Origin of the sequence: Oribacterium sp. KHPX15, assembly GCF_900107835.1 — a bacterium.
GTDB lineage: Bacteria > Bacillota > Clostridia > Lachnospirales > Lachnospiraceae > Oribacterium.
On sequence record NZ_FNRG01000003.1, the window covers coordinates 13440 to 32969 of the forward strand.

19 protein-coding genes are annotated in these 19530 nt (G+C 38.1%); all 19 read left to right on the top strand.

Annotation, left to right across the window (positions count from 1 at the left end):
• The first annotated feature begins 87 nt into the window (after nt 1–87).
• Nucleotides 88–336, top strand: coding sequence for a hypothetical protein (locus BLV86_RS02750; RefSeq protein ID WP_031547639.1), 249 nt, complete (start codon nt 88–90; stop codon nt 334–336).
• A gap of 61 nt (nt 337–397) precedes the next feature.
• Nucleotides 398–1174, top strand: coding sequence for a prolipoprotein diacylglyceryl transferase (locus BLV86_RS02755; RefSeq protein WP_031547637.1), 777 nt, complete (start codon nt 398–400; stop codon nt 1172–1174).
• A gap of 72 nt (nt 1175–1246) precedes the next feature.
• On the top strand, nt 1247–1759 hold the full coding sequence (locus BLV86_RS02760) for a zinc ribbon domain-containing protein (RefSeq protein WP_090815035.1): 513 nt from the start codon (nt 1247–1249) through the stop codon (nt 1757–1759).
• 112 nt (nt 1760–1871) lie between these two features.
• Nucleotides 1872–2129, top strand: a complete 258-nt coding sequence (locus tag BLV86_RS02765) for a TIGR03905 family TSCPD domain-containing protein (protein WP_031547635.1) — start codon at nt 1872–1874, stop codon at nt 2127–2129.
• A 390-nt stretch (nt 2130–2519) separates the two neighbouring features.
• A complete protein-coding gene (locus tag BLV86_RS02770; protein ID WP_090815036.1) occupies nt 2520–2840 on the top strand; it encodes a hypothetical protein in 321 nt (106 codons plus the stop codon).
• 12 nt (nt 2841–2852) lie between these two features.
• The gene (locus BLV86_RS02775) at nt 2853–3545 is read left to right on the top strand and encodes a V-type ATP synthase subunit I domain-containing protein (protein ID WP_090815037.1); all 693 of its coding nucleotides are present in this window, start codon (nt 2853–2855) and stop codon (nt 3543–3545) included.
• 53 nt (nt 3546–3598) lie between these two features.
• Nucleotides 3599–4156: a hypothetical protein gene (locus BLV86_RS02780; protein ID WP_090815038.1), complete on the top strand. Its 558-nt coding sequence runs from the start codon at nt 3599–3601 to the stop codon at nt 4154–4156.
• 40 nt (nt 4157–4196) lie between these two features.
• A complete protein-coding gene (locus BLV86_RS02785) occupies nt 4197–4883 on the top strand; it encodes a vWA domain-containing protein (RefSeq protein ID WP_031547630.1) in 687 nt (228 codons plus the stop codon).
• A 23-nt stretch (nt 4884–4906) separates the two neighbouring features.
• Nucleotides 4907–5884 carry a hypothetical protein gene (locus BLV86_RS02790; protein ID WP_090815039.1) on the top strand — a complete coding sequence of 326 codons (978 nt, stop codon included), beginning with the start codon at nt 4907–4909 and terminating at the stop codon, nt 5882–5884.
• Nucleotide 5885: 1 nt separating this feature from the next.
• Nucleotides 5886–6851, top strand: coding sequence for a protein kinase domain-containing protein (locus tag BLV86_RS02795; protein WP_090815040.1), 966 nt, complete (start codon nt 5886–5888; stop codon nt 6849–6851).
• A 12-nt stretch (nt 6852–6863) separates the two neighbouring features.
• Entirely contained in the window at nt 6864–7733 is an 870-nt protein-coding gene (locus BLV86_RS02800) for a zinc ribbon domain-containing protein (protein ID WP_090815041.1), read from the top strand.
• Between the two features lie 371 nt (nt 7734–8104).
• Nucleotides 8105–9211 (top strand): hypothetical protein, encoded by a 1107-nt coding sequence (locus tag BLV86_RS02805; protein WP_090815042.1) that lies wholly within the window; start codon nt 8105–8107, stop codon nt 9209–9211.
• Nucleotides 9212–9244: 33 nt separating this feature from the next.
• Complete coding sequence (locus tag BLV86_RS02810; protein ID WP_090815043.1) at nt 9245–9523, top strand: DUF4176 domain-containing protein; 279 nt, start codon at nt 9245–9247, stop codon at nt 9521–9523.
• A 77-nt stretch (nt 9524–9600) separates the two neighbouring features.
• Nucleotides 9601–11583 (top strand): serine/threonine-protein kinase, encoded by a 1983-nt coding sequence (locus BLV86_RS02815; RefSeq protein WP_090815044.1) that lies wholly within the window; start codon nt 9601–9603, stop codon nt 11581–11583.
• Nucleotides 11584–11806: 223 nt separating this feature from the next.
• Nucleotides 11807–13285, top strand: a complete 1479-nt coding sequence (locus tag BLV86_RS02820; protein WP_090815045.1) for a leucine-rich repeat domain-containing protein — start codon at nt 11807–11809, stop codon at nt 13283–13285.
• Entirely contained in the window at nt 13285–15429 is a 2145-nt protein-coding gene (locus BLV86_RS02825) for a vWA domain-containing protein (RefSeq protein ID WP_090815046.1), read from the top strand. Before BLV86_RS02820 ends, BLV86_RS02825 begins: the two co-directional genes overlap by 1 nt.
• Nucleotides 15426–16001 (top strand): Asp23/Gls24 family envelope stress response protein, encoded by a 576-nt coding sequence (locus BLV86_RS02830; RefSeq protein WP_090815047.1) that lies wholly within the window; start codon nt 15426–15428, stop codon nt 15999–16001. Before BLV86_RS02825 ends, BLV86_RS02830 begins: the two co-directional genes overlap by 4 nt.
• Nucleotides 15998–17581, top strand: a complete 1584-nt coding sequence (locus tag BLV86_RS02835) for a leucine-rich repeat domain-containing protein (protein WP_090815048.1) — start codon at nt 15998–16000, stop codon at nt 17579–17581. Before BLV86_RS02830 ends, BLV86_RS02835 begins: the two co-directional genes overlap by 4 nt.
• Nucleotides 17582–17997: 416 nt before the next feature.
• Complete coding sequence (locus tag BLV86_RS02840) at nt 17998–19458, top strand: zinc ribbon domain-containing protein (protein WP_175456418.1); 1461 nt, start codon at nt 17998–18000, stop codon at nt 19456–19458.
• Nucleotides 19459–19530 lie beyond the last annotated feature (72 nt).

The window sequence follows — 19530 nt, forward strand, 5'->3', positions numbered from 1 at the left end:
AATATTGATGATTTCTATTTAATCTACTAAAATTGTCTCTGAATATTTTTTTTATATTATAAATCACCTAAAGGAGGATAATTTTTTATGGGTGTAGCATCATTGGTATTAGGTATTATTGCAATCATTTTTAATTTTATTCCAATTCCGGGTATGGGCTGGTTATCAACTATTCTGGCAATCATTGGAATTATTCTTGGTGCATTGGGAAGAAAAGATCCTGCAAAAGCCGGTATTTCAACAGCCGGTATGGTTTGCTCTATAATAGGATTAGTTATATCCCTTATTTTCTATATAGCATGTGCAGCATGTGTTGGAGCTCTGGCTTACGCATAAGGATATATTGTAATAAGAAAGAGACCCCTGCCTTTGTGCGGGGGTTTTTAATAAGGAGAAAATGCATTTATACACAAACTTCTTTGGTTTGAAAATCCCATCATACGGATTATGTATTGCAGCGGGGCTTGTTCTGGCCAATATTGTTGCAGTAATTATTATAAAAAGAAATAAGCTTGATTTTAATGACTTCATTATTCTCGAGGCATATTGTTTATTAGGGGCATTTACAGGTGCTAAGGCGCTGTATCTCATTGTGTCGCGAGAATATATAGATTGGAGCAGGATATCGGACTTTAATTATTTTAATGAACTGATACTCGGAGGATTTGTATTTTACGGTGGTTTTATCGGCGGTTTTCTCTTTGCCTACATTGCAGGCATAGCTCATAAGATTGCTGCAGGCACCTATATCAGAAAGCTTATTTTTTTGATTCCTTTTATGCATGCCTTTGGGCGAATAGGTTGTTTTATGGCAGGGTGCTGCTACGGAATTCCCTATCATGGGGTTGGAGCAGTTGTATTCCCTGAAGGTTCTTATGCTCCTGCCGGGGTAGAACTTTTTCCTATTCAGCTGGTTGAAGCTGCAGCACTGATGATCATTGCTCTTATCATTTTTACAGTTCAGATCAGAACGGATCTTAACTGTACAATCGAGATGTATCTTTTTTTATATGGTGTTGTAAGATTCTTTCTTGAATTTCTGAGATATGACAGTTTAAGGGGACACCTTTCGGAACTGTCTACATCACAATGGATCAGTATATTAATGATCGTTTCCGCGATCATATCTTATAAAATACAATTCAGTTCGAAGGCCGTAAGAGCTGAGAATTAAGCAGCCGGTCATATTTATTTTTGAGATATAAACGGTGAATACCGTGAGTTAATAGATTAGAAGGAGGATGTTATGTTTTGTTCTAAATGCGGAGCGTATATAGATGATAATGTCAAATTCTGTCCGAATTGCGGCAATGTAATCGGTCAGAGCAGTCCAAATGTAAACGGTTCGGGCAGTCCTAATGTAAATGGTTCAGGTAGTACCGATGTAAACGGTTCGGGCAGTCCTATTGTAAATGGTTCGTACAGTTCCAATGTAAACGGCGAGGCTGTTAACAATTGGAATCATGATTACAACACGGAAAATTACGGGAAGATGTCAATCAAGGCCACAAGTGTCGTTGCATACATGACCTGGATAGGATTCATTGTATCATATTTTGCCGGAGACAGGGAAGGCGCAAAGTTTTATATGAATCAGGCTTTGGTTTTCCACGTGTTCAGAATGTTTTGTCTGATCCCGTTTGTCGGATGGTTATGGGCGATTTTTATATTGATATGTTTTATTCTCGGTGTAATCTGGGCCGCCGATCAGGTACCAAATGAATTGCCGCTGATAGGCAGAATAAGGTTGATCCAATAGCTTTTTTATGAATTCAGCCGGATGTTGGCTCCGGAAAAGAGACCAATGAATGGATAAAACATTATAATAATGAACGGACAAATGAGTAGTCTGTTCCAAAAGGAGATATATCGTGACACATTTTCAGTACAAAACAAGCGGAACCTGCAGCAGACTTATAGATTTCGAGCTGGATGATGAAAAGAAGGTAAGAAATGTTTCTTTTGTGGGAGGCTGCAACGGAAACCTGAAAGCCATCTCCCGTCTTTGCGAAGGCAAGCCTGCAAGTGAGATTGCAGAAATCCTTAAAGGTGTAGACTGCGGAGGAAAAGGAACCTCCTGCGGAGACCAGCTTTCAAGAGCGCTGGAGGAAGCACTTGAGCAGGTGTGATATTTTGAAATTGAAGAAGTATTGATTCGACAAAGTGGGGGTGTACAGTGCATGAGCATTGTGCACCCCGCTTTTTTGCGTTTATTTAAATGTATTTTTTTAGAAAATTAGATATCTAAAGAAAGTCTATATTATTACGACATAGTGACAAATAATGTGGCAAGATGTATAATTTATAAGTGTGTTTTAGTCTGTAAATAGTGAAAAATGTAGAGTTAGTAATCTGTGAATGAGTCGGTTTAGTTTTATTATTATGACTATTGACAGTATTTATCGACAAACATAAAACGAATCAATCCTTGAATAATCCGGAGGAATACTTGAAAAAACTTCAAGTTTACTTTCGGATTATGTTTTGGCTGATGAAAAGAAAAAAAGAGGGGAAAAGGTATGGGCTTATTTAATTTTTTAAAACCAAGAAAACCATATACGGATAATGAGAACGTAACCGATGATCAGGAACAGAATCAAACAGGTGCATTTAAAGGAGATTTGGCCTACTTTAGCGAATATTCAAATTCTACTGGTACGGTCTATCAAAACACCGAATCGGGAAAAAACAGTGGGGAAACGTATGGCATTGACAGTGAGGACAGTGAAGTATACATGACCTTTGAAAATCATGCAGAGTCCTTTTGGAATTGCCCCGAGTGTGGCACGCATAACGATTTGCAAATGACGGGGTGCGTTGTTTGTGGTTTGAAGAAGTAGTGGAGGCGGTATATGTTTTGTAAGTGGTGCGGTAAAAAAATTACTAACAATGGAACGGCGTGCCCACATTGTGGCAGGGAACAAATTCCGTTAGTAAATGGAAATGGGTTTTGGGATTTATGTGATGCCAAACCGCCTGAAACAAATGAGATCAAATCATCTGAAACAAAAGAAAACAAGCTACCTGAAACAAAAAAAATCAAGCCATCTGAAATAAACGAAATAAGTCCAAGGGTGAAAGAACCTGTAAAAGTGGAGAATAATTTGGATAAAAAGGAAAAGAAAAACAATAGGAATAGCGGTCCATTGCTTGTGGTAACGATGCTGTTGGCATTGATATCGATGATTGTTTCCATATCATGCGTTGTCAGCCTGAATAGGATAAAGGAGCTGGAAGATGATGTTAATGGATTGAGGAAAAAAATCACATCGCAGGCGCCTGAGCAGACTTTTGATATCAGCGGATCAGAGGAAAGCATAGAAAGTAAAATCGCCGATATTGAAGAATCTTTGAATGATAAAATCTCTGAGCTTAAAGAGCATATTGAGAAATTAGAACATGAGATTGCAGAGTTAAAATCAAAAAACACTTCCGATAGCGATAATACCGGCGACAAACAGAATTTTAAAAAAAATGATAGGTCGGATGAGCCTTTTGACAGAAATTCCAAAAAGGCTACAGATTCAAAGTTGTATAATTACTAATGTAAATGAAAACGATGTATCTGATGAAGATGAATAATCGATATGGGGGGATTATGAGTAAAAAAATAAAAGGTGATAAATTGACTATCGTTGCATATACGGGTCTTGTCATAGCGGTTTTGTCAGCATTTACAACTATTGTGGGTTACACCAATAGAGACGGGGTTCATAGAACGTTTACCATAATAGATTTTCTTAAAGATGCAAATGGTTTTGGTTCTTTCGTATTTAATGAGTACACGGGTAAAGGACTTGTTGTCTTCGCCCCCTGGCAGTTGTATGTTCTGATTGCTTTAGGTACAGTGGCAATTATTTGTTCTTTTATTGGACTTATGAAGCTTTCCAAACAGACAGATAACCGTGCATCGTATGCATTAACAATTCTGGGCCTTATAGGAACCATGGCTCCTTCGGTGGTTTTATTTATCGAAATATTTATGCTGAAATCAAAGTATCTTGGAGAAATATCATGTGGTATCTATCCGATAGTTTCACCAATTGCAATGATCGTATGTATTGCTGCAGCTGTAAAAATGCGTAGAAGGAATAATCAGTTTAGAAAAAAATTCAAAGAAGCAGAAGGACTGATTTATAGAGGTGGAAATCTATAATATATATGAACTAAAAAAATGATTTAAATGGAGGTTTATTATGGGAAGCAATTACAAGATTAAGTACAACGTTGATATGGTTTTCTGCATCGACGTAACAGGAAGTATGGATCATATTATAAAGATCGTACAAAACAACGCTTTGAATCTGTATCAGGACGTTAAGAACTGTATGGAGCAGAAAGGAAAGCATATCGATACACTGAGAGTCAGGATTATTGCATTCAGAGATTATTTGGCTGACAACGAGGATGCTATGCTTGTAACTGATTTCTTCAGACTTCCGGAAGATGCCGAAAAATTGAAGAAATGTGTTGGCAGTCTGGTAGCCAAGGGAGGCGGAGATGATCCAGAGGACGGATTGGAAGCATTGGCATACGCGATAAGATCTAAATGGAATACAGAAAATGCTAAAAAGCGCCACGTTATAGTTTTGTGGACAGATGATGATGCACATGAACTTGGATTCGGAAAAGATTCTGAATACTATCCGAAGGGAATGGCTTCCGATATACGCGAGTTGACCTCCTGGTGGGGAGATGCCGGAGACCCCGGATATATGGATCAGGAAGCAAAGCGTCTTGTACTTTTTGCACCGGATATGCAGGGCTGGAAACAGGTTTCAGACAACTGGGACAAAGTTCTTCATTATCCTTCCGAAGCAGGTGACGGCTTAAAGGATGCGGAGTATGGCCAGATTATTTCTGTTATATCCCAGACAATTTAAGATTTTATAGAGGTAGCATTACCGTGGATGATAGTTTGTTTACTGCAGCAGGTTCAAAGGATTTCCTGGAGTTATTGGGAACGCACTTTCTGATCTGTAATGAAAAAATTCTGACCAGGGGTGAGGACTGTGGTTTTGAAGCATATACAGTGGAAGCAGGGATAATGGGCGCTTTTGATGGGTGTGGCGGACTGGGTTCAAAGACATGTTCTGCTATTTCCGGAAAAACTGAGGCATATCTTGCTTCCAGAGCAGTGGGAAATGCCGTACGTATGTGGTTTGATGCATGTTCTTCATTTGGATATAAATGGGATTCGGATTTGCTTAAGAAATATATCATTTCCAATCTTACATTGTGTCAAAAGAACTCGGGAGAAGAAGTTTCAAAATTAAGGGGAACGATGGTCAGATCTTTCCCATCTACAATCGCTGCAGTTGCTTTTAGTATTGATAAAGAAGGGCTGAAATCAGAACATATTTGGGCAGGGGATTCAAGGACATATATTTTGGATTATTATGGACTGGCTCAAATCAGCGAAGATGATATCAAAGGCGAAGATGCAATGAGTAACCTGACCAGAGACGGTGCTCTTACAAATGTACTCTCTGCTGATGAAAAATTCATACTTCATACCCGTACGTTTCCGATAAAGCACCCTTGCATGGTTATTGCTGCCTCTGATGGATGTTTCGGGTATGTTTCATCACCTATGGAATTTGAACTTATGCTTTTGGAGTCTTTGATTAAAGCGCCTAATGTTGATATATGGCAAAAATCATTGAACGAGGATATTTCAAAGAGATCCGGTGATGATCAGACAATTGCGATTGCGGCTTTTGGCTTTGATGACTTTGTTTCGGTTCAGGAATATTTTAGAAACCGGTATGAAGCAGTATCAGACATTGTCCGGAGATTTAATGCTGCGGAACCGGATAAAGGCATATCATTTTGGGAAAGCTATAAGCCTAATTATTACCGGTATGCTGTAAGAGAAGAGTAATATGGATTGTATTAACATTAATAATTATTATCTGGATGGACCTTTGACTTGTGACAATAGTGGTTTTTCCAAGTGGGGGATTGGATTACGGGCAAATAAGAAATATTTTATAAAAGAATTTTTGGCCCCGGTCTATCCCTCAGAGGATGCCATGTTTACCGAAGAGAAAAAACAAGAGAGGATCAGAATATGCAATTCATTTGTTAAGGAAAAGAAAGAATTGTATTCTGCCATCCGTGATGCTGATGATGGACACATTGCAGCCGTGGAACAATTCTTCAGGGTTGGATCAAAGTACTATATATCAACAAAAGCATATGTTGACAGGCAAATGTCGATTTCGGATTTGCAGGAATGTATGTTTACGGACAGGCTTCGGCTTTGTTGTGCTGTTGCACACTCAATGGCTAGGATTCATGAGAAGAGAATAATACATTCGGATATCAAGCCGGATAATATACTGATCATTAACAACAGGTATATTCCAAGACCATATATCATCGATTTCGACTGCAGTTTTTTTGAATACAACAGTCCAAAATTGGGTGAAGAACTTAATGGTGACATGGTATATCTGTCACCGGAAGGATTCCTTCACATTGCAGAGATAGAATCGAATCTTAGCTGCAAAATGGATGTTTTTGCATTAGGACTTGTGTTCCACCAATATCTCACCGGTGAAATGCCGGATTTTGATCATAACGAGTATCAGTACGCATACGAAGCTGTGTTGGATGACCATCCATTGGATGTTGGAAAGATCAATAATGATTATTGCAAGGTCATGATTCAGAAAATGCTTGCTAAGAAACCCGAAGACAGACCGGATATGAGAGCGGTTTTTAATACTTTAAATGCGGTGTTTCTTTCATTGCTTGGCAGATCACTGCCTGAAAAAATAGAAGAAAAGAGAGTAGAAAAACAGGAAGAGGAATATGAGTTTCTGCAATATGCAGGAGATTTATAAAGGGGGATTGTTATGGAAAAGGAAAATGCAGGCGGTTCAAAACTTACGGTCAGGAAAGTATTACGAATTCTTTCTATCATATGTATTGTGATGGTGTTTTGCCCGTCATTCATAGCGTCTTTTTTCAGTTTTGAGATGCAGGTATCTGTTATGGCGGCTGCTGGAGGAATTACTATTGCAGGAGAAGAAGCAGTTGAACCATATCCAATAATGTATCTTTGTGTGATTATTCCAATATTATTGCTAGTTCTTTTGTATAAGAATAAGCAATCTGATGAACAGAATACTAGTGCCATTTTTTTGATCGGACTAGTTGATGCTATAATGTGGCTATATTTTAGAAAAGTAACGGAGGATATAGCCAGTCAAAATTATTGCCTATTTAAAACAACAGGATGGTATGTTTTAAATATGATCTCATTGGGCATGATTTTAGTGATGTCCGGTTTAGTTGGCCTTCAAAAGTTGCAGATGGATGCTGACATTAATGAGTTGCTTTCCCGTGTTGAAACAGAAGATTCTCGTGATAAGATGTCAGAATCGACGAGTCAGATGTCTAGAGTAATAAGTCATCCGGCAGAAAATGTATCAAATAATACAGACGGTGTTGAAACGGAAAAGAAGGATGTTATCAGATTCTGTGGAAAGTGCGGTGGTCCTTTGGTGTCTGGTGCGGATTTCTGTCCATCCTGTGGTGCACCTGTGTTGAAGAGATTTTTAGAAGAAGCTGAGGCAGCAAGAAAAGGAGCAGAAGTACAAGTCAGAAAAGAAGAACCTGCAAAGAAGATGACCGTAGAAGTTTCTAAAACAAAAGAAGTGCCATCAACTCACGATGATGATACAGATGATCAGATTTGGCATCGAGGGTCAGATTTATTATAAAAGGGCCTCCAAAGTTCATGAAGGCATCCCGAGCGTATTAAGGGGCAGACTTAATTGTGTCTGCCTCTTTTATTGTGAATGGATTATGGCGATGTTATAATTTTAGCAGGTTATATCGAAGTTGGTCTTCAATATGGGAGAAGTAATAAGGAAACTTGAAGGGTGAAAGGTGACAGAATAGTGAAAGCATAAGAGGATGCAGTCAGATCAGTCTGAAATGTTCCTTTTGTCAGAAAAATATGCTGTTCATCAGCTTTTTCACTGAAGATAATATTAGGTAGTAGTATATAAACATAAAATAAAGGAAACAGATAAAGCAAATCTATGTTTACGTAGTATTATATTAATCTTAATGTTTTAGCAGGTGTTAAATGAGCGAGTTTAAAATCAGGATTAAAGAAGCTAAACAGGTCGATAGTGATTTTCGCCGTTATTCTGTAAAATATAACGGACTTTATTCTGATATAGCAAATGTAAAGCGAAATATAAGATGGGAAGTTCAAAACAGATCTGCCATCGATGGTAGGCTTACACAGCTATTGAGTGATATGAGGCACACTAACGATATTTTAATAAAATGTACAACTACACTACAAGAGGTAGTTGAGGAGTATATCTCAACGGAGACCGGATTGATTGGCGGTAATGTTATTAAAGGTATTGGTGCAGAAGCAGTTGCCGTGGGTATCACAGATAATCCATCATGGGTAAATGATAATCCTGTGCAATTTGGTGATGTAATCCATACAGTTGAGGATATTGCGGGTGGATTGATTGGATTTAATTATAATAGAGCTCTTGAATTTTTAAAAGGAGCAACAGGTCCATGGGGAAAGTTAGTTTCATATGATCCCTCTAATCCGTTTAGTGGCATTGCAGGAATTATTGGTGGTTTTGCAGACTTAGTGGATTCACCCACAACGGAATGGTCCGATCTATTTTTAAATCCTAGTACTTTTTCAATGAGCGACTCTGTGGGGCAGTATTTTGATTTTTCGAATGCAAGCAAAGCGACTTCAGCAGCTTGCAATTGGGCCATGAAAATTTTTGACAGTGGAGTTGAAAACTATGAAGAATATCAAAAAGGTGGAATGACTTTGGAAAGATTCTTTGTAGAGACAGGAAATGAGGCAGGATTAGCAGTGGTGGAAAACATAGCCCTTACTGCAGCAGTGGGTGCAATTGCAACAGCTGCCGGAATCACTACGGCTCCGGCCTGGTTAATCGCAGGTGGCGTAGCAGTCGCAACTATAGTAGTGGATGCCGGACTTAATGGGATTGTACAAATAGCAACAGATAATCCAAAGGCTGAATGGAAAGATGAGCTTTCGGATCTCTTTCTTGACTACGCAGATGATCCAATGGGCGGAATAGAAGCCGTTACGTCGGCAGGACAAAACTTTTTTAACAAAACAGGCGCGAAGGCAATAGAATTAAAAGATACCGTATGTGAGTGGGGTTCATTAATTTTTAGTTGATAAAATATATTATTTTAAAAGGAGATACAATTTATGAAGAACAATGTTAGAGAATTACTGCCTATAGGTTCAGTTGTTATTTTAAAAGAGGCAAAAAAGAAAGTAATGGTTTTTGGTGTTAAACAGGGAGATAAGGCTACTGGAAAAGAGTATGACTATATAGGCGTAGTTTATCCTGAAGGATCTATGGGTGAGGGAACTCAGTTCTTCTTTGATCATGATGCAATTGATAAGGTATTCTTCAAAGGATTTGACGATGAAGAAAGAACTAAATTTATTGATAAGTTAGCGAATTATTATGACAACAAATAATGTATAAACTATAAGAATCAAACCGGGGAAGAATTACTAAGGGGCTGTATATATACAGCCTCTTATATGGTGTATTTATGGATAAAATTTTGCTGGGAAGATACAAAATAATAAAAGAAATAGGCCGGGGCGGAATGAGCGATGTTTATCTTGCTGAGAATATAACATTGCATAACTACTGGGCGATTAAGGCAGTTCATAAACTAAACAGAGGAAAAATCGAGCTTCTTTCCGAGCCCAATATTCTCAAGAATCTAAATCATTTCGCATTGCCCAGAATTGTTGATATCACAGAAGATAATGAAAATCTGTATATCATCATGGATTATGTTGAGGGAACCAACCTGAGGAACCTTATAGAGAAGGAGGGCTGTATCAAAGAAAAGCAGATCCTTCAGTGGGGTGTTGAATTATGTGATGTTCTTGGGTATCTGCATGGGCAGAAGCCGCCTATCATCTATCGTGATATGAAGCCGGGAAATCTGATTGTTGACAGAGATAACCATCTTAAGCTGATTGATTTTGGTATTGCCATACCGGCTGATGATGCCGGCCAGGGTGCTATTTTCCTTACCAAAGGATATGCAGCTCCTGAGCAGACCAATGTTCACTCACAAAAAGACAGCCGGGTAGATATATATGCCCTGGGCGCAACATTGTTCGCCATGGCAACAGGCAAAAGTCCTGCACAGTACGGATTTCCGCTGCCCATGGCAAATTCCATAAATCCGGATCTGACAGACGGATTCAGTACAATTATTCAGATATGTACAAGTGTTGACCCAAAAACACGATTCCAAAATGTTGACCAGTTAAAGCATGCTTTGACTCATGTCGATACATATAATCAAAGTTACCGAAAGCAAAAAAGAAAACAAAGAAGCAGAGCAGTGGCATCCATAGTCGGAGTGGTTTTGTCAATGGCTGTATTGTTCCTGGGAATCAATATTCATTTCAAGGAAAAACAGGAAGCTTATAACACATTACTCTTAGATGCGGCAAATGCTGCAGCAAAAAGTGATTTTACAAATGCCGAATCACTTTTTCAGAAATCCATCGATATGGAACCAAAATTAATCGAAGGCTATTTAGGTGTTGCAAGCACATATCAAAAGGAACAGCAATATGATAAGTGCCTGGATTACATAAACAATACGGTCTTGACATTATTTCCGGACTCCATCATGGATAGCAGACTTAATTATATAATCGGACAGACATATGAAGGAAAAGGAAAAAATCAGGCTGCATTAAAGTATTATGAAGCAGCCGCAAATTATGATACTGAGAATCCGGGGTATCTGCAGGATTATATCATTTCATTGATAAATGATGATCAGATAGAAAAAGCAAAAGAGCTTGTACCAAGATGGGAAACTATGAGCGATTCCGTGGATTTAGAAAACTACATCGATGTAAGAACTGCCATAGATACAGGGAACGCAGATGAAATGCTTAAGGTGCTGGATAACTGCATTGCCCAAAATGATAATGAATCCATAACCGTAAAAGCCATCATTGATGTTTCTCAGGAATTACAGGATCATGGAGACAAAACTTCGGATGTCAGCTGCTACACTAAAGCTATAGACATGCTTGATTACTATAGTAAAAACATCCGGATTGAATTGTATCCTGAAATTACGGAGCAAAAAGGAAAAGCAGCGTATAAGGCAGCATTGGAAACAGGTGATAATGCATACTACGAGGAGGCTGCTGATAGTTTCCTGAAGGTTTTGGATCTCGGGTACAAAAAAGCTTATCTGTACAGAAACATTGCCATGATCAGACAGCAACAAAAAGATTTCAAGGCGGGCGAAGATATCCTCGATATCATGGAAAAACAGTATCCGGATGACTATCAATCATGGTACCAGAGAACAATGCTTCGTATAGCGGAACAAAGTGAACTGCCTGCTGAACAGAGAGACTATTCCGGTGTTCAGGATGCCTGGGATCATGTAAAGTCCATGACGGAAGGTACAGATACTGAAGGTGAAGTGAGTTCGCTTCGAGGATTGATAAAAGATCTTGAATCCCAGGGGCTTGTTCGGGAATGATGCAACAAACATGGAGTCTTAATTTATTTAAAAGAAGTTGTGGATCAGATATTTAGGCTCAAAAACAGCGATAATTCAGGAGGATTACTTTCATGGGAATGATTCTTATCTGCGTCGGAACCGTAGGATTGATATGCAGTATAGTGGGATTTATCATTAATATCTGGAAATATCGGCACTGAGAAAAGTGTCCGGTGTTAATAAATAAGAGGGAGAAGAGTATATGCAACAGAGAGCAGCTGCAAAAGTATCAGCGACATTGATTTTTATCGGTGCTGTGGTGCTTGGATGTGGAGTAATGTTTAGTCTGAAAAACGGACCGGTAAGTTACGGTAATCCGCCTGAAAAAACAGTACAGGACTACATCGGTGAAGGACAAAAATATTTAGACAGGGGAGATTATAACGAAGCTATCGTATCATACGATAAGGTTTTGGAAATTGAAAATGATAACCTGGATGCCATAGTGGGACTCGCAAAAGTTTACCAGAACAATCTGTCCTATGAAGATTCCGAGAACAGTTATAAGCGTGCACTTGAGCTGGATGGAGAAAATCCAGAAATAGTACTGAGTCTTTTCCGGTTATATATCATGGAAAACAAGCAGGAAGAAGCAAAAAAATTACTTGAGGAAAAGCTGATTTTACAGGATCCGGAAATAACAAGAATGTATGAAAAGGCCAAAGTTTCGGAGCCTAAATTCAGTCTGCCTTCAGGAAGCTATGACAGCTATCAGAAGCTCACATGTTCTGAGAAGCCGGAAGATTGTCTCATCTACTATACAACTGATGGTTCAGAGCCGACGATCAACAGTGGTAATGTCATGAATGAAGACGGTGTGGTTATTTCTGACCCGGAAATCCATGTAAAGGCTAAGGCTTTTAATGGATTAGGGTATGGAAGCGACACGGTTTCGCTGGATTATATAGTAACAGTTCCGGTTCAGAAGGTATCAATTTCAGACTATAAAATAAGGAACATACTATCACAGGCTATATCAGGAAAGAATAACAATAATTCAGATATTTATAACTATCAGCTTGCAAAGATAGATAGTCTGTATCTCATTGGCGATGAAAGCTGGGATTATCAGTCCTGGAGCAGTGCATTGTTTTCAAATAGAGGATACATATTACAGAATGAAAAAAATAGTATAAATAAGGAAGGATCCTACAGCAATCTTTCATTTTTGCAGTATTGCACTAATTTAAATGAACTTGCGATTGCATGGCAGAAGAATGTTGACCTTGTTCAGATAGCTGCGTTACCGAATTTAAAGAGGCTGTCTTTGGTTCATGATAATTTGACCGATATTACTCCTTTATCACAGTGTACAGGGTTAAAACAACTTGCTCTTGGATGGAATGATCTGGAAGATATTTCACCCCTGGCAGGTCTTACTGAACTTGAAACATTGGGATTATGGGATAACAAGATAAAGGATATTACTCCTGTCAGTGGATTGAAAAAACTTAATATGCTTGATTTTTCAACTAATCAGGTGTCGGATGCTGCTTCTCTTTCGGGTCTGTCAAATCTTAGAGAACTTTGGATGTATGAAAATCAGATAAGTGATCTGAGCTTTACAGATTCTATGGAAGAACTGAATGTACTGATGGCATCGGATAATCCAATTACCGATTATGGGAACATAGTAAATCGTGCCCATGATTTTAATCGTATAGATCTTAAGGAGGAGTAATGGAACAGTATATTTTTGCGATCCTTCTTGGGACTGCGGCTATCCTTGCATTGCTGAGTCTTTTTAAGAAGTGGACCTATTCAATATATTACTGCATAACAGCTCTTTTTATAGCTGCATGTGTATTTGGAATTAGTAAAAGTAAAAATTCAGCACTAAGTTATACCGAAGCTGATGATTTACGTCAGAATATATATGTTGCAGCAAGCCTGCTGGAATCAGACAGGGTAGCTGACGCTTATAATGCTTCTATGGCAGCGGGCGAAAACTCATCAAATAATCCTGATGTGCTGCTGTTACAGGCATTAACAATGAACTTAACGGGAGATTATAAAAACAGCAATGCAGTACTCACAGAGTTAAATGACGAAAAATATAAAGAAAAAACAGATTTGATTAGCCTTGATAATTCTGACAAAGCTGCTGTTTCCTCTGATGATTATAAAAGTATCGCCGGTGAAATAATAAGTGGCTTAAACGTAAGTGATGAAGAGAAAACAAAGTGGGAAATGTTACGTGATCTTCGATATGAGCCGGATTTTGGAAATGATGCTTCTGATTATGATACATCATCTCTTTCCGGAAGAGATCTTCTGATGGCTGATGTCAATTCAGCCGAGAAATCTCATGACTGGAGCAGCGCTTATCAGATCACAAAGGATATGGCTGCAGAAGGAAACTTCAAAGCACAGATCATGATGTCCGAGATGTTTGTCAAGGACTACGTTCCGCATGATTTTGCAAAGGAAGATATAGAGATAGATTCTATTTTAAAGAAGATAACGGATCTTCAGGTAGAACTTGATGAATTATCACTCTCAGCGGAAAGCAGCAGTGATTCTGAGGAAAAGGACCTGAAAAACAAAGAATACGAATTGAAGAAAACTGAATATGAAATGACAAAGAAAGAACTGGAATTTGCTCAGGAAAACAGAGGCGTTAATTATCTCAGAAACATAACTCCCGATGCAAACGGAACTTACGCATATCATATTCAGCTTGCCAGACTTTTATCTCATGCCGGACGTGATGACGAATTCAAAAATGAACTTGATAATGTCTTTTTATCGAACAACTTTAACCGTGATTACTGGCTTGGTACAGAATGTATGATTCTTGCAGATAAATATCATGAATACTTTAACGATTATGCAAAAAAAGATGAATTCGAAAGTTCTGTAAAGATGCTCCTTCAGGCATTGACAGGAAACCTGACAAGCAATGATGAGGTTTTTAAGGATGCTTTGGAAAAATATCTGAAGGATTTATACACAGGAGTCCGTATTACTGACATTAAGACTATAAATTATCCTGAAATACATGCAGTAATTTCATACGCGAGAGATGGTGAACTGACAAAAGAGGATATCAGGGTAACGGACACAGGGGATGCACAGAGTGATTTTACGTTAAGTAAGCGAGAAAACTCCGAGGAGTTATCAGTTTCTATCGTACTTGACCGTTCGGGTTCCATGGAAGGACAAAAATTAGTTACAGCTAAGAATGCAATTAAACGATTTGTTGAATCAATAGATACAGGCATCAATTTAAGTTTCGTTGTATTTGACAGCGATGCAGTAATAGTTACTCCATTGACTGATTCGAAAGATATTATTTCATCTTCAGTTAACAGCATTTTTACCCAGGGTGGAACAAATATAGGAAGCGGAATTAACAGAGCACTACAAACATTACAGGGAGTATCTGGCAGACATGTGATTGTTCTTCTTTCAGATGGATATAATTCTAATGAGGATGCGCTGTTGGATAAATCTATAGATCAGGCCATCATGGATAATACTGAAATCTTTACGATCGGTATGGAGGGTGCAGACGAGAAAACCTTATCAGATATTGCCAACAGAACCGGAGGAATATACTCCAGTGCAACAAGACCGGGAGAACTGGAACAGGTTTATGCTTTTATACAAAAGGATATCACCAATACTTATGATCTCAATTTCACAGTGAAGGAAAATGGTGATTCCGACAGATATGTAACAGTGGAGATGATAAATGTTCCTTCTTATGATACTGAAGAGTATTATATAGGTCTTCCAAAGGTTATTGATTCATCGGTATTTGATGATGTTGCATCAAATTATTATCGTGAAGTCGGTGGAAATGGAGGTAACAGAAGATGAAACTACTAAATCGTGTTTTTTCATTTTTATTGATTTCATGTGCATTAGCATTTTTGTTCTACTTACTGTCTGCTGAAAACTTCAGCGCTGATATTGCATTTGTTAGACCCAGTTACTATCAGGCTGAATCTTCGACAAACTATTTCCCTGTTGGAGGGGTGGCTGCGTTTATAGGAATTGTAAGCTGTCTCTTTGCATGGTTCAAAGTCCGCCATAAAGACGGATTGGATAAAGAAGAATTATATGAGCAGACTCTCAGACAGAAAACCATCACCAATGACATCACAAGCACTTTGGGAGAACAGCAGGCTGCAACAAGTAAATATATGGAAACAGTCGGAGATAATAGTGAAATCAGCTTGCAGAGTAATGAGACAGGTGCAGTATATGATGACGATGAAACAGTTGCATTGGATAACGAATCTGATGATATAACAGTAGCTGTGAACGATGAACATGATGATGAAACAGTACCTGTGAATGATGATTCAACAGTAGCTGTAAACGATGAGTTTGATGATTTAACAGTACCTGCGGACAGTGAAATAGGAAACAAGGAGGAAGTATTATGACGGACAGCATAATGAAATACAAGCGTGCGCTTAATATCAAATCTTTTAATCCGGTTTTATATACTGTTATGGGCTTGTTAATGATGGCGATCCTGACATCCTGCAATGCCAGCAAAGAGCCTGCAACGGTTAATGATGCCGGTTACGGTCAGACTTCAGAGCATACTGAAAAAGGAAACGAGCTGTTGAATTCCGGGGATATAGAAGGCGCCGCTGTCGAGTTCAGGGAAGCAATGAAGCTTAATCCAAAAGATACCATGGCAAGACTTGGTGCTGCAAAGGTACAGATCAAAAGAGAGTCATATGATCTTGCCAAAGACAGTCTGGAAACTGCCATATTGATAGAACCGGATAACAGGGAATTGTATGAAACCTACAAAGAACTGTGTGTTCTGAGCGGTGATATAGACTATGGCCAGGATTTGTCAGATTTGGCCAGAACTAATAAACAGCAATGGTTTATAGATGAGTATGTTCCTGAAGCACCTGTTGCAAACATTAAAAGCGGCAGTTATAACCAAATTAAGGAATTGGATTTCCAAAACATTGATGGCGCTGAAATAGTGTTAGATATAGAAAATGATTTCAATAAGCTTTCGGATGTCAGGTACAGAAAACCATACACATTAAGAAGAGGTGAAACAAATATTTCGGCTTACAGTGTTAAGAACGGAATTCCATCTGAATCTGTTGAGTATGAGTATTCGATTGATTATGACCCGATAGAAGTACAGTTCGAGGATGCAGCTTTCGAAAAGGTTATCAGAGAACATTTAGGTTTTGATGACGAAGAAGAAATCTACGATACCGATCTTGAGACGATTATCGAACTCGACGAGGTGAATGGATATGAATATAAGCTTCATTCTCTTAATGATCTGAAGTGGATGACTAATCTTGAAGTATTGAGACTTTTTGATCAGCATGAGATAACAGACTGGGAGGGATTGCTGGATACAAACATAAGAGAGCTAGATTTGCTGGATTGCAACATAAGTGATGTTTCTTTTTTGAGCGATAACGTTATATTGGAAGGCCTTAATCTGGAAAATAATAATATTTCGGATATATCTTCATTGGCGAAACTTACAAATCTTACATATATAGATATTCATGGAAATCCTGTGACAGATATTAGTCCGTTGAGTCAATTGGAGTATCTTGATGACATTGAATTAGATGGAAATCAAAGTTCAGGTTTGGAGCAATTCAAAAATTTCAATAATATAAGGTATTTAAGTATTAGAGATGGGGTCATGTTTGATGTTGGATCATTGAAGAACCTGAAAATATTACGTACTTTGGAGTTAGATAATTGTGGATTAACAGATATTTCATTTATTTCCGGATTAAGTGAATTGGTAAATTTATATCTAAATGATAATGAAATTACAGATATAACACCGCTCTCGGGATTGGAGAATCTAAAACACCTGTATCTTGATAACAATAAAAATCTTTCAGATCTTTCTCCTGTTTGTGGAATAAGAAGTCTGACAAATATTGGTGTAAGAGGTACTAGTGTTCCTGAGAAATTAGATTTGATATTTGCAAATCCCAATTGTGAGATAAGGAGATAAACAATCAGTTTTATAAAATAACCGGAAGTCTATTTACAGAGACTTCCGGTTATTCTTGAATCTTCATAATAATTTGGAGTTTCCGAGCGGATTGAGGGGTAGACTTAAGTGTCGGCCCATTTTATTGGTGGGGTCTGACATTATATCTTGATAAAGATGCATCTGAACACATTACCTTTGGTTTTATAGGAAATGTCGGTTAAAATGCATTTTGTCACCATATTATGCATTCTGTCAGACTATGATGCAGAAGACTTCCTCAGATGATATTATGTTTCCATGCGAAGAAAAAAACTAATTACGCCAAATACCCGAAATTAGTTTTTTTATCACAAATATTTTATAGAAATGATGAAAAAAAATAAAAGTTGGGTATAATGGGTAAGGTAAAAAAACGATTATTGGGAGGAATAACAATGTTTTGTAGAAAATGTGGCGCAGAAAATGCAGACGGAAATAAGTTCTGCAACAAATGCGGACAACCACTTAGTGGGGAGACAAATGGAATACCTAAGATGGCTCCGGGGTCTCAGATTAATGTAAACAGCGAAAAAGTAAAAGAAGAAGCCACCAAAGTGGTAAATAAAGTAAAGGCACTGCCTAAAAAGACATTAGGTATGATTTGTGGTGGGGCAGTTCTGTTGATTGTTGTACTTGCTATTATGATTAATAATGCAAATACAATAAATCTTGACAAGTATCTGACATTGAAATCAGATGGATTTGATGGTTATGGAAAAGTTAAAGCTTCAATCGATTGGGATGCGATTGATGAAAAGTATGGCTCCAAGCTTAAGTTTACCGGCGCTGCAAAGAAAGAGCTTGATGATAAGTATTTAGACAGGTATGACGCTATTGATCTTGTACGAAGCTCCATAAGTGTAAGTATTGATGATAATTACAGTCTGTCCAATGGAGATGAAGTTTCATATAAATGGAATATAGAAGATGAATTATCAGAGTATGTAAATTGTAAACTTAAGTATAAGGACGGCAAATATAAAGTTTCAGAACTTAAGGAAATCGGATCTTTTGACGCATTTAAGGATCTGACTGTTGAGTTTTCAGGAACTGCACCTAACGGATATGCAAACCTTAATTACGTTGGCTCAGAGCTTAGCTACTATGATTTTGATTGTGATAAGACAAGTGGTTTAAGCAATGGAGATACAATTACTGTAACCATTGATTCAAGCAAGATCGAGTACTGTGCGAAGAATTATGGCAAGGTTCCTGAGGCTACCGAGAAGACATATACAGTTGAGAATCTCGAAAGCTATCTTTCCAAACTCAGTGAACTCAGCAAAGATTCTCTGGCTGAGATGCAGGCTCAGGCTGAAGATGTATACAATGCCTATGTAGCAAGTTGGGATGATGATGAAACACTCGAATCATTGACATATATTGGAGACTATTTACTAACATCAAAGAATGGCAAAGGTGATAATGAGATTTACCTTGTATATAAGGTTCAGGTTCATGACACTTATGAAAATGATGAGGCTACTTATGATAAGATCAATGATGTTTACTGGTATATCGGCTTCGACGATATTAAGATTGGAGCAGACGGAAAGATAAAAGTTGATCTTACAAGTTACGATAGTCCTTATGATCAAGTCACTATAGACTCAGGACTTAGTTCAGGATGGTTTGGCAGAAGGGGATGGTACTATGACGGTTATAGTTCACTAGATGAACTCTATAAGAAAGTTGTTACAAAGAATGTTGACTCATATAATCATGAGGATAGCGTTGATGAAAGCCTGGCACCAAAGACAGTTGATACAGGAGACGGTATCACATTAAAAGAATCTGACGCCGCAGATGAATCAGATGCTGCGGACGAAACAGAAGCTGAATCTACAGGTGCGTAAATCCAATTAAAAAGACTTTATATGTATCAAAAAGTCTGAAATATAGTTAAAAAACTCCTGCCTATATCCTAT

Coding starts and splice junctions, on each gene's coding strand:
- BLV86_RS02750 (WP_031547639.1), top strand. CDS start 88: ATGGGTGTAGCATCATTGGTATTAGGTATTATTGCAATCATTTTTAAT.
- BLV86_RS02755 (WP_031547637.1), top strand. CDS start 398: ATGCATTTATACACAAACTTCTTTGGTTTGAAAATCCCATCATACGGA.
- BLV86_RS02760 (WP_090815035.1), top strand. CDS start 1,247: ATGTTTTGTTCTAAATGCGGAGCGTATATAGATGATAATGTCAAATTC.
- BLV86_RS02770 (WP_090815036.1), top strand. CDS start 2,520: ATGGGCTTATTTAATTTTTTAAAACCAAGAAAACCATATACGGATAAT.
- BLV86_RS02775 (WP_090815037.1), top strand. CDS start 2,853: ATGTTTTGTAAGTGGTGCGGTAAAAAAATTACTAACAATGGAACGGCG.
- BLV86_RS02780 (WP_090815038.1), top strand. CDS start 3,599: ATGAGTAAAAAAATAAAAGGTGATAAATTGACTATCGTTGCATATACG.
- BLV86_RS02785 (WP_031547630.1), top strand. CDS start 4,197: ATGGGAAGCAATTACAAGATTAAGTACAACGTTGATATGGTTTTCTGC.
- BLV86_RS02795 (WP_090815040.1), top strand. CDS start 5,886: ATGGATTGTATTAACATTAATAATTATTATCTGGATGGACCTTTGACT.
- BLV86_RS02800 (WP_090815041.1), top strand. CDS start 6,864: ATGGAAAAGGAAAATGCAGGCGGTTCAAAACTTACGGTCAGGAAAGTA.
- BLV86_RS02805 (WP_090815042.1), top strand. CDS start 8,105: ATGAGCGAGTTTAAAATCAGGATTAAAGAAGCTAAACAGGTCGATAGT.
- BLV86_RS02810 (WP_090815043.1), top strand. CDS start 9,245: ATGAAGAACAATGTTAGAGAATTACTGCCTATAGGTTCAGTTGTTATT.
- BLV86_RS02815 (WP_090815044.1), top strand. CDS start 9,601: ATGGATAAAATTTTGCTGGGAAGATACAAAATAATAAAAGAAATAGGC.
- BLV86_RS02820 (WP_090815045.1), top strand. CDS start 11,807: ATGCAACAGAGAGCAGCTGCAAAAGTATCAGCGACATTGATTTTTATC.
- BLV86_RS02825 (WP_090815046.1), top strand. CDS start 13,285: ATGGAACAGTATATTTTTGCGATCCTTCTTGGGACTGCGGCTATCCTT.
- BLV86_RS02830 (WP_090815047.1), top strand. CDS start 15,426: ATGAAACTACTAAATCGTGTTTTTTCATTTTTATTGATTTCATGTGCA.
- BLV86_RS02835 (WP_090815048.1), top strand. CDS start 15,998: ATGACGGACAGCATAATGAAATACAAGCGTGCGCTTAATATCAAATCT.
- BLV86_RS02840 (WP_175456418.1), top strand. CDS start 17,998: ATGTTTTGTAGAAAATGTGGCGCAGAAAATGCAGACGGAAATAAGTTC.